11 protein-coding genes are annotated in these 14244 nt (G+C 70.3%); 1 reads left to right on the top strand and 10 read right to left on the bottom strand.

All coding sequences use genetic code 11. The features are described from left to right. Nucleotides 1-28: 28 nt before the first annotated feature. Both BMZ18_RS03575 and BMZ18_RS03570 read right to left on the bottom strand, forming a co-directional pair. The gene (locus BMZ18_RS03575; RefSeq protein ID WP_068362423.1) at nucleotides 29-586 is read right to left on the bottom strand and encodes a DUF6912 family protein; all 558 of its coding nucleotides are present in this window, start codon (nucleotides 584-586) and stop codon (nucleotides 29-31) included. A 55-nt stretch (nucleotides 587-641) separates the two neighbouring features. Further along, on the bottom strand, nucleotides 642-2066 hold the full coding sequence (locus BMZ18_RS03570) for a WS/DGAT/MGAT family O-acyltransferase (protein ID WP_068105825.1): 1425 nt from the start codon (nucleotides 2064-2066) through the stop codon (nucleotides 642-644). Between the two features lie 236 nt (nucleotides 2067-2302). Here BMZ18_RS03570 and BMZ18_RS03565 point away from each other — a divergent pair, with 236 nt between their 5' ends. Continuing rightward, nucleotides 2303-2866: an Rv3235 family protein gene (locus tag BMZ18_RS03565; RefSeq protein WP_139203811.1), complete on the top strand. Its 564-nt coding sequence runs from the start codon at nucleotides 2303-2305 to the stop codon at nucleotides 2864-2866. A 9-nt stretch (nucleotides 2867-2875) separates the two neighbouring features. On the opposite strand, the gene secA is transcribed toward BMZ18_RS03565, so the two are convergent. The 8 genes from secA to ahcY all read right to left on the bottom strand — a co-directional run bounded on the left by secA (nucleotide 2876) and on the right by ahcY (nucleotide 14189). Continuing rightward, the gene (secA, locus tag BMZ18_RS03560; RefSeq protein WP_068362430.1) at nucleotides 2876-5824 is read right to left on the bottom strand and encodes a preprotein translocase subunit SecA; all 2949 of its coding nucleotides are present in this window, start codon (nucleotides 5822-5824) and stop codon (nucleotides 2876-2878) included. Nucleotides 5825-6014: 190 nt separating this feature from the next. Next, nucleotides 6015-6821, bottom strand: coding sequence for a ribosome hibernation-promoting factor, HPF/YfiA family (gene hpf, locus BMZ18_RS03555; protein ID WP_082833856.1), 807 nt, complete (start codon nucleotides 6819-6821; stop codon nucleotides 6015-6017). Between the two features lie 218 nt (nucleotides 6822-7039). Next, nucleotides 7040-7717 carry a ComF family protein gene (locus tag BMZ18_RS03550; protein ID WP_068362437.1) on the bottom strand — a complete coding sequence of 226 codons (678 nt, stop codon included), beginning with the start codon at nucleotides 7715-7717 and terminating at the stop codon, nucleotides 7040-7042. Nucleotides 7718-7778: 61 nt separating this feature from the next. Next, nucleotides 7779-9554, bottom strand: coding sequence for an MtrAB system accessory lipoprotein LpqB (lpqB, locus tag BMZ18_RS03545; protein WP_068362440.1), 1776 nt, complete (start codon nucleotides 9552-9554; stop codon nucleotides 7779-7781). Further along, nucleotides 9551-11179, bottom strand: coding sequence for an MtrAB system histidine kinase MtrB (gene mtrB, locus BMZ18_RS03540; protein ID WP_082894988.1), 1629 nt, complete (start codon nucleotides 11177-11179; stop codon nucleotides 9551-9553). The genes lpqB and mtrB overlap by 4 nt, the downstream gene beginning before the upstream one ends. A gap of 82 nt (nucleotides 11180-11261) precedes the next feature. Next, on the bottom strand, nucleotides 11262-11939 hold the full coding sequence (gene mtrA / locus BMZ18_RS03535) for an MtrAB system response regulator MtrA (RefSeq protein ID WP_068101917.1): 678 nt from the start codon (nucleotides 11937-11939) through the stop codon (nucleotides 11262-11264). Nucleotides 11940-11943: 4 nt separating this feature from the next. Then, on the bottom strand, nucleotides 11944-12627 hold the full coding sequence (locus BMZ18_RS03530; protein ID WP_068362446.1) for a dTMP kinase: 684 nt from the start codon (nucleotides 12625-12627) through the stop codon (nucleotides 11944-11946). A gap of 32 nt (nucleotides 12628-12659) precedes the next feature. Next, nucleotides 12660-14189: an adenosylhomocysteinase gene (gene ahcY, locus BMZ18_RS03525; protein ID WP_068362447.1), complete on the bottom strand. Its 1530-nt coding sequence runs from the start codon at nucleotides 14187-14189 to the stop codon at nucleotides 12660-12662. Nucleotides 14190-14244 lie beyond the last annotated feature (55 nt).

The following is a 14244-nucleotide window of genomic DNA, read 5'->3' as shown; positions in this document are numbered from 1 at the left end:
CATCGGGCCGGACACGCCCACCGCCGCGTCACATGAGGTCGAGGAGGAACGGGATCTCCTGCGGCGCATACCAGGCGAGTTCGTGGTCCTCGGCGTCGCCGAGGACGAACTCCGCGTCCACGTCACCGAGGTCCGCCGCGTCGATCGCCTCCACCGCGGCACGTACGGCCGGCTCCGCCTCCGCGAGGTCGACGTGGACGGAGGCCACCTGGCGCAGCGCCAACGGCTGCGGCAGTCGCACCACCGCGTCGTCGAGGTCCGGACGCAGCGTCACCGGATCGACGTCCGCCGCGATCACCACGCGTCGTGGGGCCGACCCGGCGGCGGCGGCGGCGGCGTCGACGTCGGCATCGGCGTCGGCGCCGCCATCGGTCTCGTCGACCTCGCCTTCACCACCGAGCAGCCGTAACGACGCGCGAGCCGCCTCCCGCAACGCGACGTCCGCCAACTCGTCGTCGTCACCGGACGAATACGCCTCGCGCAACGTCGGCGTGACCGCGAACGCCGTCCGCGAGATCGGCGAGAACTCGCCGTCGTCGATCAACGCACGCAGCATCGTCGTCGTCGCGGGAACGAACACCCTCACGAGCGCCTCGCTTTCGGGATCGGTGTCGTCGGAATCGGCGCCCCGTCGGGGCCGGTCACCGCACGGACTTGTCGTCGGAGGCGGCGTCGACGAGCTCGTCGAGCGCTTCGTACAGCAGCGTGGTGACGACGTCGATGTCCGGCATCGCCGCGCGGTCGGCGTTGACGCCGTAGTAGACGTGGCCGTCGTACGAGGTGAGGCCGATCGTCATCGCCTGGTTGCGCACCAGCGGAGGCACCGGATACATCTCGATCATCCGTGCCCCGCCCGCGTAGAGCGGGAACTGCGGCCCGGGGGCGTTGGTCACGACGATGTTGAACATACGCTGCGACAGGCTCGACCCGACGCGAGCACCCATCGCGTGCAGCGTGGCCGGCGCGAACCCGGAGAGCTTCATCAGGGTCGACGCCGTCACCCCGCGCCCCTGGCGCGCGTGCGCCTCGGTGGCGTGGGAGATGTGGGACAGGCGCACCACCGCGTTCGGCTCGCCCACCGGCAGATCGACGAGGAACGATTCGACCTCGCCGGCCGGATGCCCGATCGTGTCGGCCCCCGCGGCGACGGGCGCGTGCACCGACAGCGGCACCAGAGCGCGCACCGTCGTGTACGGCCCGAGCGGTTCTCCGCGGGACAACAGCCAGTTGCGCAGGGCACCCGCCACCACGGTGAGCACGACGTCGTTCACCGTGCCGCCGAAGCGCCGACGAACCGCCCGGTAGTCGTCGAGGTCCGTCCGGGCGACGGAGAATCGGCGGTTGCGGGAGATCGTGGTGTTCAGTGGGCTGGTCGGGGCCGTCTGCGCCGCCGTGCGCACCACGGCCGCGACCTTGCCGACCGCGCGCGCCGCGCCGTGTGCGGCCTCGGCGAGGTCACCGACCGCGCCCCGCACCGCCTCGACGGCCTCGCCGGGCCGCGACACCATCTCCGCCAGCGCCGACGCCACCAGCGCCCGATCGGACGGCTCCCGCGCCGGCATCCACAGTTCCTCGGCCATCGGCGGGGGCGACTTCGTGTCGTCGAGGATCACCTGGCTGATCTCGAGGGCCTGATCACCGTCGACCAGGGCGGAATGGGACTTGGTGAAGATCGCGAACCTGTTGCGCGCCAACCCTTCCACCAGATACATCTCCCACAGCGGGCGGGTCCGGTCGAGGGGTCGCGAGGTCAATCGCGCCACCAGATCGTGCAGCTGCTCCGTCGATCCCGGCTTGGGCAGCGCGGACCGCCGGATATGATAAGTGATGTCGAAGTCACGGTCGTCGACCCACACCGGGCGGGCCAGCCCGAACGCGACCTCGCGCACCTTCTGTCGGTACCGCGGCACCAGCGCCAATCGGCTCTCGACGAGCGTCAGCAACTCGTCGTACGTGAAACCGCCACGCGGAGTGCGGAACACCGCCAACGAACCCACGTGCATGGGGGTGGTCCCGGCCTCCAGGAAGTAGAACGACGCATCCTGAGTGGTGAGTCTGGTGGCCACCGCGCATCCCCTTCGATCGTCGGACCCACCGGGTCCGGCCTGCCGGTCCCGCAGCTCGTCGCTGTCGTGGCCCACAGTCTCGCACGACGTGGACCGTTCGGTTCGGGCGGAGGCACGCCGGCGGTTCCGTGCCCGGGTCGGGTGTTACCCCGAGTCGAACCCCGCCGACTGTGAGTCGAGCGGACATTCGCGCACCACCGTTCACGACGGCGGGCGGCGCGACCACACTCGGCCGCGTGACCGCTCCCGACGTCCGCCTGGACCACCCGCCCGCCTCCGAACCGGCGCTCGACGACGGCGGCAGCGCCTCGCCGTGCCCGTGCGTGTCCACGGCCGCAGGGCCCCGCATCTCGCCGCTTCGGGTGTCCGGGCGTCGGCCCGGCCCTCATTCCGGACGGTCACCCGACCGCGCCGCGTCCCGCAGGGGATCGGCACCCGATCACGCAGCCCCACGGTCCGATCCGGATCCCGAGCTCACCGCGGCGCGGGTGATCGCCGACCGTCTGCTCCGCGGCGCGTTCGAAGTGATCGATCGGAGGCGGGCACCCGCCTCCCTGCGCGCCGGAGTCTCCCCCGCCGTGCTCGGCATGATCGCGTCGCTGTCGACGGCCGAGGTACCCGGCCGAGCCGCGGGGGTCGCGGTGCTGCGCACGGTCCACGTCCGTCGCGGAGCGCGCGGACACCTGGAGGTGTTCGGCTCGTACTCGCGCGGGGAACGACGATTCGCGGTGGCGGCGCAGCTGTCGCACCGGACTCCCCCAGGCTCGCCGTGGATCGTCACGAGCCTACGATTGTCCTGATCGGCCGATCTACTTGCGGCGCTTCGACTTCGCGCCGCGCTTGACGGGCTTGACGGTGTTGCGGGCGGCCTCGCGGCGCTCCCGCCGGGTGGTCGTCGACTTCTCCGCCGCCCCACCGTCGGTCGACGCCCGGCGCACGCTGGTGCCGCCGGACTCGTCAGGTCCCGAGTACGTCAGACGGGACGGATCGCGCTCGTCGAGCCCCTTCGCCCGCAGCGCCGGGGGCGCCGTCTTCTCGGCCGCGACGGTGGCCGGCTCCCGGGTCGGCGACACATCGCGACCCGCGGGTGCACCGGGTCCGGCGGCGGGCGTCGGGGCTGCCGGCGGAGCCGGGGTGGGAGTGGTCCCCGTCGCGGCGGCCGATGCCGCGGCGCGCGCCGCGACCGGATTCTGCAGTCCCGCGCCCACCTGCAGCCCCGCCGACGCGGCCGGGCTCGGTGCCGAGGCCTCGACCTGCAGGTTGAACAGGAAGCCGACCGACTCCTCCTTGAGGCCGTCGAGCATGCCGGTGAACATGTCGTAGCCCTCGCGCTGGTACTCGACCAGCGGGTCGCGCTGCGCCATGGCCCGCAGGCCGATGCCCTCCTTGAGGTAGTCCATCTCGTAGAGGTGCTCGCGCCACTTGCGGTCCAGCACCGACAGTAGGACCCGACGCTCGAGCTCGCGCATCCCACCCTCGCCGGCGATCGCGTCGATCTCCGCCTCACGCCGGGCGTAGGCGGACCGGGCGTCGTCGAGCAGGGCCTCGCGGAGCTCGTCGCGAGAAAGGTCGCCCTTCTCGCCGAACTCGTTCTCCTGCGTGAGCTCCTTCTGGTCGACGCCGACCGGGTAGAGCGTCTTCAGCGCCGTCCAGAGCTGGTCGAGGTCCCAGTCCTCGACGTAGCCCTCGGCCGTGGCGCCGTCGACGTAGGCGGTGACCACGTCGGTGATCATCTGCTCGACCTGGCCCTCCATGTCCTCGCCGCGCAGGATCCGACGACGCTCCTCGTAGATGACGGTGCGCTGCTGGTTCATCACCTCGTCGTACTTGAGCACGTTCTTGCGGATCTCGAAGTTCTGCTGCTCGACCTGGGTCTGCGCGCTCTTGATCGCCTTCGAGACCATCTTGGCCTCGATGGGCACGTCGTCCGGCAGGTTGAGGCGGGTCATGATCGACTCGAGCGCGGCCCCGTTGAAGCGGCGCATCAACTCGTCACCGAGCGACAGGTAGAAGCGGCTCTCGCCCGGATCGCCCTGGCGCCCGGACCGTCCGCGCAGCTGGTTGTCGATGCGCCGCGAATCGTGGCGTTCGGTGCCCAGCACGTACAGCCCGCCCGCCTCGCGCACCTTCTCCGCCTCGGCCTTGACCTGGCTCTTGACCTCCTCGAGGGTGGGCTCCCACGCCTGCTCGTAGTCCTCGGCGGACTCCACCGGGTCCAGCCCGCGGCTCCGCAGCGCCAGGTCGGCGAGGATGTCGGGGTTGCCGCCGAGCACGACGTCGGTACCGCGACCGGCCATGTTGGTGGCCACGGTGACCGCACCGGACCGCCCGGCCTCGGCGATGATGGTCGCCTCCTGCTCGTGGAACTTCGCGTTCAGCACGTTGTGCGGCACACCGCGCTTGGTGAACTGCTTGGACAGGTACTCCGACCGCTCCACGCTGGTGGTACCGATCAGGACCGGCTGTCCCTTCTCGTGGCGCTCGACGACGTCGTCCACGACCGCCGCGAACTTGGCTTCCTCGCTCTTGTAGATGAGGTCGCCGTTGTCCACTCGGACCATCGGCCGGTTGGTGGGGATCGGGATGACGCCGAGCGAGTAGATCTGGTGCAACTCGGCGGCCTCGGTCTCGGCCGTACCGGTCATGCCGGAGAGCTTGTCGTAGAGGCGGAAGTAGTTCTGCAGGGTGATCGTGGCGAGGGTCTGGTTCTCGGCCTTGATCTCGACCTTCTCCTTGGCCTCGATCGCCTGGTGCATGCCCTCGTTGTACCGGCGACCCACGAGGATACGACCGGTGAACTCGTCGACGATGATGACGTCGCCGTCGCGGACGATGTAGTCCTTGTCGCGCTGGTAGAGCTCCTTGGCCTTGACGGCGTTGTTGAGGTAGCTCACCAGCGGCGAGTTGGCCGCCTCGTAGAGGTTGTCGATGCCGAGCTGGTCCTCGACGAACTCGACGCCCGCCTCGTGCACACCGACCGTGCGCTTCTTGATGTCGACCTCGTAGTGCAGGTCCTTCTTCATCAGCGGGGCGATGCGGGCGAACTCCGCGTACCACTTGCTGGACGCGTCCGCCGGGCCCGAGATGATGAGCGGGGTCCGCGCCTCGTCGATGAGGATGGAGTCGACCTCGTCCACGATCGCGAAGTTGTGACCACGCTGCACCAGATCGTCCAGCGAGTGCGTCATGTTGTCGCGGAGGTAGTCGAAGCCGAACTCGTTGTTGGTGCCGTACGTGATGTCGGCGGCGTACGCCGCCCGGCGCTCGGCCGGGGTCATGCCGGACAGGATCACGTCGACCGACAGCCCGAGAAAACGGTGCACACGGCCCATCCACTCGGAGTCGCGCTTGGCCAGGTAGTCGTTGACCGTGACCACGTGGACCCCGTCACCCGACAGCGCGTTCAGGTAGGCCGGCAGCACACAGGTGAGGGTCTTGCCCTCACCCGTCTTCATCTCGGCGATGTTGCCGAAGTGCAGCGCCGCGCCGCCCATGACCTGCACGTCGAAGTGGCGTTGGGACAGGACTCGCTTGGAGGCCTCGCGAGCCACGGCGAACGCCTCGGGCAGCAGGTCGTCCAGCGTCTCACCACCCTCGATGCGGGTGCGGAACTCGTCCGTCTTCCCACGCAACTCCGCGTCGGTGAGCCCCTCGACGTCCGGAGAGAGGGAGGAGACGTGGTCGGCGATGTGCTTCAGCCGCTTGACCATGCGACCTTCACCGACACGGAGCAACTTGGACAACGACAACGACGGCACGGTCTTTTCTCGTCCTCGGGTTCGGGAACAGGGGCGGGCGGAGTCGACGCCGGGCGTCGGCTCCACCGGGGGCGCGCGGCACCCTCGGCGCATTCATCGTAGGCGTCGCGCCTGACAGGTCGCTGTGAGGCCGACACGACACCGCCGGGCACCCCCGCACGAGACGGGGGCACCCGGCGGACTCGGCGGGTCAGGACAGCCGGAGCAGTCCGTAGTCGAACGCGTGCCGGCGGTAGACCACCGACGGGCGGTCCGACTCCTTGTCGTGGAAGAGGAAGAAGTCGTGGCCGACGAGTTCCATCTCGTACAGGGCGTCGTCGACGGTCATGGGCACCGCCGGGTGCTCCTTCGTCCGCACGATCCGGCCGGGACCGTCCACGGGCTCGGTCTCGAGAGCGTCGAACGCCTCGGCGGGCGCGGCGTCGACGGTGTTCTGCAGCGCAGCGGTGGCCTCCGCGACGGAGACCGGACGCTTCTCGCCGTAGTGCACCTTGCGACGGTCCTTGGTGCGACGCAGTCGGTTCTCCAGCTTGGAGATCGCCGACTCGAGGGCGCCGTAGAAGCTGTCCGCGCACGCCTCGGCTCGCACCACGGGGCCCTTGCCGCGGGCGGTGATCTCGACGCGCTGGCAACTCTTGGACTGGCGCCGGTTGCGCTCGTGCATCAACTCGACGTCGAACAGGTGGATGGTCGGATCGAAGCGCTCGACACGGGAGAGCTTCTGCGACACGTGAATTCGGAAATGATCGGGAATCTCGACGTTGCGTCCCTTGACCACGACGTCGGCGGTCGCCTCGGTGGGCGACGAACCGGGAACAGGGGCCGGGGCGTCGTCGAACCAGTCGACGGGCGCGTCGGACGCGCCGGGTGACTCGGGCGGGGTGGTGCGGGTGATCTCGGGCCCGGGACCGTGGGTCTCGCGGGGATGAGCGTGCACCCGATGGGTGTTGGTCTGTGCTGCCGTCGTGTGAACTGCCGTAGTCGGCGACGTCGTCATACGTACCTCCCGATCGATGCTGCGCGGACAGTGTTGTCGCACAGGGACATGCGAGGCACCGGAGCGCTGAATGCCCGGCGCCAGGTGAAGAGGCATCACCTCCTGCCCTGGTGTCGAACGTGATCGAGCGTGGCCCCGACCGTAGTCGCTCACGTGCACGTCTGCCACCGTTAGCCGGATATTCACACGCGGTGTTCAGCAGGCCGCCGCCGGGCCGCTCAGCGCACCGCCCCGATCACCACCACCGCGTCCACACCGACGCCCGCGCGCCGCAGAGCCGCGACGGACTCCGCGGCGGTGGTTCCGGTGGTCAGCACGTCGTCGACGAGCACCACCGGCCCGCGCGGCGCCCGCGCCCGCACGCCGATGCGGCCCGCGAGGTTCTCGGCGCGCTGCGCGGCGGACAGACCCACCGAGTCGCGCACGCCGCCGTCGACCTCGAGCACTCGCGCCACGGAGACCACCTCGGGTGCCGACGCGGCGGACGCGGCCGTGCACAACCGGACCACCGGATCGCCCCCACGACGTCGCGCGGCCCGTCGACGCGACGGCGCGGGCACCAGCACCAACGGGTTGAGCTCGGCAGGATCGAGATCGCCGGCGTCGCGCAGCTGCGCGATCGCGTCGGCCAGGGCCCTCCCGAGAGGGACGGCGAGATCACGCCGACCCCGCTCCTTCGCCGCGACCACCGCTGCTCGATGCGGTCCGGCGTAGGAGCCGAGGGCGAAGCACGGGACTCCGACCGTCACCGCCGGGCGCACCGCGCGCGGCGGTTGCGCCAGAGCCTCGGCGCACCGTGCGCACCACGCGACGCTCGCCGCCCCGCATCCGCCGCATTCGCGCGGCACCACCAGATCGATCCCCGCCCGTACCGTCGCCGACCACCGTGCCCACATGCGCGGCAGTGTGCCGGATTCCCCCGACAGGATGCGAGCGGCCGAGGCCCCGAGACGGTCTTCAGCCGGGGAGGACCGGGACCGCCTTCGCGCCGGTCAGCCCGGGCACCTCGCGCCAGTACCGGTCGGACGCCGGGTCGCTGTCGTCGATTTCGAAGACGGCGCGGGAGTCGGCGACGTAGGTGGTGCTCGGTGTCGCGTCCACGGACACCACGGGGGCGGTGAGATTGCGGCTCGGCAGACCGTCGAGACGCGACCCGTCCACGGCCACCTGGACGATCGGGATGTCCGTGGCGGCGCGTGCCACCACGACCGTGTCGCCGGTGCTCCAATCCAGGGACAGCGCGGCGCTGGCCAGACCCGCTGCCACCGCCTCGGGCTCGCGCAGGGAGTAGGAGCCGTCGGCGCGGCGCACCACCACCGCGACGTACACCGCGCCGTCGACGATCAACGCGGCGCGCACCCCGTCGCGGGAGAGCCGGAGTTCGGTGATCTGACCGCCGAGCTCGGCGATCTCGGACGACTCGACGTCGGTCAGCGACACCTGGCCGGTGGCCGGGTCGCGGACCGCGCGCCGCACCGCGGATCCGTCGATCACCGCCCACACTGCGTCGCGGTCCGGGCCCCAGGTGGGCCGGGTGATGGTGCCGCCCTCCGCCACCGGGAACGCGGACCCGCCGTAGGACCCGATGAGCAACGCGTCCGGCGGTTGCGGCGCGGCCCGGCCGGTGTCGGAGACGGCGGCGACCAAGGTGCCGTCCGTCGACAGGGCGATCGACCGCATCGTGTCGACCGTGCCGAAGAAGCCGGGAACCGGGGTGACGGCGTTCGCCCCGACACGGACGAGACTGCCGTTGCGTAGCGCGTGCAGCCCGACGTCGGCCCCGGCCACCGCCGACGGGTCGAACTCGGCGAGGTCGGCGGTGGTCCAGCCGTCGGGAAACTCGGGATCGAGGGGGGCGCCGTCGGCGAGCAGCACGTACGGCCCCGACACCTCGGCCCGGGCCAGCGTCCAGACGATCTGGGCCGCCAGGAGGGTGCGCGTCGCGCTGTCGAGAGGGCTCGCCCCGCGCAGGTCGACGCGAACTCCGCCCGGCCCCACGCCGACACCGGTGGGCCGCCCGTCGGCCTTGGTGATGGCCTGCGCGGTGGTCAGGCCGTTGACGACGTTGCGCACCGCCGGCTCGAGCGACAATCGCGGACCGGCCTGCAGCAGCGTGATCAGCGTGTCCGCCATCCGATCCTGCGACGTCGCGATCCACCGCTGGTCCGGGACGAGAGTGGTTCCGGTGGGATCGACGAAGTACAACGACCTGCGCTGATACGCGCCGAGGAACTGCGTCCGGTCCATGACGACGCCCGAGGGCAGCTCGTCGATCCGCCACTGCCCGTCGCGGAGGACGAGCGTGAGTCGGGTCTCGAAGGATCCCTGTTCGGCCCGGTACTGCCCGCCGGTGTCGAGCTGACCGACCCGGTTGGCGCGGATGGTGTACTCGATGGAGTCGTCCGTTCGTGACTCCTCGAGCACGTCGATCTTGTCCACGACGATCGCGATGGCACCGTCGTTCCACCGGTCCGCGGCCTCGGGGGTGAGGAATTGCCGCGCCCCCGCGTGGCGGTCCGTCGGGTCGGTGCTCGCCTTGACGAAATCGCGGACCAGCAGACTGGGTTCGCGGCCCGGTGCGGGCTCGGGCAGCTCCTCGGCGACGGGGCCACGCGCGACCGTGCCGATCGCCTGGGGTGCGGACGAGGTGGGCAGCGAGGCGCAGCCGGAGACCACCGTCGCCACGACCGCCAGCAGAACGAGGAGGGTGCGCCACCGGGTTCCGGCGGTCATCGGCGCTCCCCCGACGACGCCCCGACGCCTTCCGGCCGGGCCGCGGGCAGAGGCTGTCCGGAGGGATACCGCTGCCCGCTCGGCCGCAGCGGCAACGGGCTGGACACCACTTTGCGTCCGCGCACCCGCGGCAGCGTCAACCGGAAGCAGGCACCCTGTCCCGGCTCGCCCCAGGCCTCGAGCTTGCCGTCGTGCAGCCGCGCGTCCTCCAGCGAGATCGCCAGGCCCAGACCCGTTCCGCCGGAACGACGGACGCGGGAGGGGTCCGAGCGCCAGAACCGGTTGAAGACCAACTTCTCCTCACCGGGGCGCAGACCCACGCCCTGGTCGCGCACCACGAACGCCGCGGCGTCGTCGTCCGCACGCAGCCGCAGCAGGACGGGCTTGCCCTCCCCGTGGTCCAGGGCGTTCGCGAGCAGGTTGCGCAGGATGCGCTCGACGCGCCGCGGATCGACGGCGGCGTTCACCGGATCGTCCGGCATGTCGACGATCAACTCCGTCCCCGTCTCGCGCGCGAGGTGGCGCACGGTGGAGATCGCCGCCCGCGCGCACATGCGCAGGTCGAGTTGCTCGGACGCCAGCTCGGCCACACCGGCGTCGTGCCGGGAGATCTCGAGCAGATCGGACAGCAACGTCTCGAAACGGTCCAGCTCCGCCACCAGCAGTTCCGACGACCGCCTGAGGAGCGGATCGAGGTCGTCCGACCCGTCGTGGATCAGCTCGGCGGCCATCCGGACCGTCGTGAGCGGCGTGCGCAGCTCGTGAGAGACGTCGGAGGTGAACTGGCGTTGCAGGTTGCCGAATTCCTCGAGCTGCGTGATCTGCTTCGACAGACTCTCGGCCATTTCGTTGAAGGACATGGCCAGGCGCGCGATGTCGTCCTCGCCGCGCACGGGCATCCGCTCCTTGAGGCGGCCGTCGGCGAAGCGGACCGCGATGCGCGACGCGGACCGGATCGGCAGGACCACCTGGCGGGCGACCAACAACGACACCGCGGCCAGCAGCACCATCAGCACCGCACCGCCGATCAAGAGCGTGCCGCGCACCAGGGCGAGCGAGCGGTCCTCCCCCGCCAACGGGAAGACGAGGTAGAGCTCGAGGTCGGGCAGATCCGAGGCCGTGGGACTGCCGACGATCAACGCCGGTCCGGAATACCCGCCCGGCTCGGACACCGGCGCGAACTGATAGCTGATCTGGTCGGCCTGCACGAACGCACGAAGGGCGTCGGGGATCTGATCGGCCGGGCCGGTCGACAGTTCCCGCCGGGCGCCGTCGCCCCGCACCAGCAGGACCGGGTCGAAGGTCCCCGCGGACCCGCCCTCCGACGCGGTGTCGCCGTCACGGCTGGTCAAGCTGCTCCGCGCGAGCTCGAGCCGATTGGCGACGGACGTCGTGTCGTCCCCTGCGAGCTGACTCTCCACCGAGGCCCGCGCCCGGTCGAGCTCCTTGGTGGCCGCGTCGATCTTGGTGTCGAGCAACCGATCGGTGATCTGCCCGGTGAGCACCACTCCCAGCACGGAGATAACCACGAACGACAGCGTCAACGTCGACACCACCACCCGCAGCTGCAGGGACCGACGCCATGCGTGGCCGGCGGCGGCCCCCACGGAGCGCGCCCAGCGCATCACCGGCGAGAACGTGCCGTTGATGCGCCGTCGCGAACGGGACGTGAAGATCACCGACCTCCTCGTCCAGGGACCGCGTCGATCACGGCGGTCCGGCCTTGTACCCCACACCGCGCACGGTCAGCACCACCTCCGGGTTCTCCGGATCGGTCTCGACCTTGGCGCGCAGACGCTGCACGTGCACGTTCACCAATCGTGTGTCCGCGGCGTGGCGGTAGCCCCAGACCTGCTCGAGCAGCACCTCACGAGTGAACACCTGACGCGGCTTCCGCGCCAACGCGACCAGCAGGTCGAATTCGAGCGGGGTCAGCGAGATCAGCTCGCCGTCGCGCGTGACCTTGTGGGCGGGAACGTCGATGACGACGTCGCCGATCGAGAGCAGCTCCGCCGGTTCCTCCTCCGTCCGGCGCAGGCGAGCACGGACGCGGGCCACCAGCTCCTTCGGCTTGAACGGCTTCATGATGTAGTCGTCCGCGCCCGACTCGAGCCCGAGCACCACGTCGACCGTGTCCGTCTTGGCGGTGAGCATCACGATGGGCACGCCGGAATCGGCGCGCAGTACACGGCAGACGTCGATGCCGTTCATCCCCGGCAGCATCAGGTCCAGCAGCACCAGGTCCGGACGGTTCTCGCGGACGGCCGACAGCGCTTGCGTGCCGTCGCCGACCACGAACGGCTCGAAACCCTCACCGCGCAGCACGATGGTGAGCATCTCGGCCAGGGCCGTGTCGTCGTCGACGACCAGAATGCGTGGCTTCATGCGCCTATCGTGTCATCCCGTCCGACTCTGCGGTCCGATCCACCAGTTGCGCGGCGAGTCGGTCGCTGTCCGCCTCGATCTCGTCCGCCGCGCCGCTGTCGACGACCACCCACGGCGACACCCACGACCGTGCGGCGAGCCCCGCGTAGACCGCGGCGGTGCGCTCCTGCAGACCACCGTCCCGCTCGTAGACGTCGCGGGCCCGGGACTCGTCCGCCTGCTCGCGCCCGCGCGCCCGCTCCTCGGCCACCGACACCGGCACCTGCAGGTAGAGCTGGACGTCCGGAACCGGGAGGACGAGCCGATCGAACTCGAGCGAGCGGACCCACTCGACCGTCGGACCCGCGGCGTCCTCGTGACGACGGGCAGCCGAGTACGCCGCATTGGAGGCGACGTACCGGTCGAGCAGGACGACGTCGTGCCGGTGCAGCATCCGACGCAGGTCGGCCGCCGCGCCGGCACGGTCGAGCGCGAACAGCACCGCCATCGCGTTCACCCCGTCGGCGAGATCGCCGTGCTCGCCGGCGAGTGCTTCCGCGGCGAGGTCCGCGTGGATCGACTCCCCGTAGCGGGGGAAACCGACGCGGACCGCGTCGATTCCCGCCCGCTCCCAGGCACGGACCAGCCGCGACGACAACGTGAACTTGCCGGCGCCGTCGACGCCTTCGACGGCGATGAGCGTTCCCACGTCGGTCGACCCCTCCGGTTCCGGTACCGGCGTCAGTACCGGTAGTGCTCGGGCTTGTACGGGCCCTCGACGTCGACGCCGATGTACTCCGCCTGCTCCTTGGTGAGCTTGGTCAGCGTGCCGCCGAGCGCCTCGACGTGGATCTTCGCGACCTTCTCGTCGAGGTGCTTGGGCAGGCGGTAGACCTCGTTGTCGTACTCGTCCGGCTTGGTCCACAGTTCGATCTGCGCGATGACCTGGTTGGAGAAGCTGTTGCTCATGACGAAGGACGGGTGGCCGGTGGCGTTGCCGAGGTTCAGCAGACGGCCCTCGGAGAGAACGACGATGGACTTGCCCGAGGAGAACACCCACTGATCGACCTGCGGCTTGATGTTGATCCGCGTCGAGCCGGAGCGCTCCAGTCCCGCCATGTCGATCTCGTTGTCGAAGTGGCCGATGTTGCCCAGGATGGCCTTGTCCTTCATCGACCGCATGTGCTCGAGGGTGATGATGTCCTTGTTGCCGGTCGAGGTGATGACGATGTCCGCGTCCCCGATCGCCTGCTCGACGGTGACGACGTCGAAGCCGTCCATGAGCGCCTGCAGGGCGTTGATCGGGTCGACCTCGGTGACCTGGACTCGCGCGCCCTGGCCTGCGAGCGATTCCGCGCAGCCCTTGCCGACGTCACCGTAACCGCAGATCAGGACCTTCTTGCCGCCGATCAGCACGTCGGTGCCGCGGTTGATCCCGTCGATGAGCGAGTGGCGGGTGCCGTACTTGTTGTCGAACTTGCTCTTGGTGACCGAGTCGTTCACGTTGATGGCCGGGAAGGTCAGCTCGCCGGCCGCGGCGAACTGGTAGAGCCGCAGCACACCGGTGGTGGTCTCCTCGGTGACACCCTGCACCGACTCCGCGATGGCGGTCCACTTGCCCGCGTCCTGCTCGAGCGAGGCCCGCAGCAGTCCGAGGAAGACCTTGTACTCGTCGGAGTCGCGCTCCTCGTCCACGGGCGGGACCACGCCGGCCTTCTCGAACTGCGCCCCGCGCAGCACCAGCATGGTGGCGTCGCCGCCGTCGTCGAGAATCATGTTGGCCGGACGGGCCGTGCCGTCCTCGGCGACGGGCCACGTCAGCATGCGCTCGGCCGCCCACCAGTACTCGGCGAGGGACTCGCCCTTCCAGGCGAAGACGGGCACGCCCTGCGGCGCCTCCGGCGTACCGTGCGGGCCGACGACGATCGCCGCGGCCGCGTGGTCCTGAGTGGAGAAGATGTTGCAGGACGCCCAGCGCACCTCGGCGCCGAGCGAGACCAGGGTCTCGATCAGCACGGCCGTCTGCACGGTCATGTGCAGGGAGCCGGAGATCCGCGCACCCTTGAGCGGCTGGACGTCGGCGTACTCCCGCCGGAGCTCCATCAGGCCGGGCATCTCGTGCTCGGCCAGACCGATTTCCTTGCGCCCGTACTCCGCGAGCGAGATGTCGGCGATCTTGAACTCGAGACCGTTCACGATGTCGGACTGCAGCGCACCGAGGGTGTCGGCGAGCGCCTGCGTCTCGGAGGTGGTCGTCTCGGATGTGGTCATGTCTGGAGGCACTCCCTGGTCGGCTGGCGATCGACACGGCTGGTGATCGCAGACC

This window comes from Rhodococcoides kroppenstedtii (genome assembly GCF_900111805.1).
GTDB lineage: Bacteria > Actinomycetota > Actinomycetes > Mycobacteriales > Mycobacteriaceae > Rhodococcoides > Rhodococcoides kroppenstedtii.
Note: the sequence above shows the minus strand (reverse complement) of the source record. Positions and strands in the feature narration are given on the sequence as shown.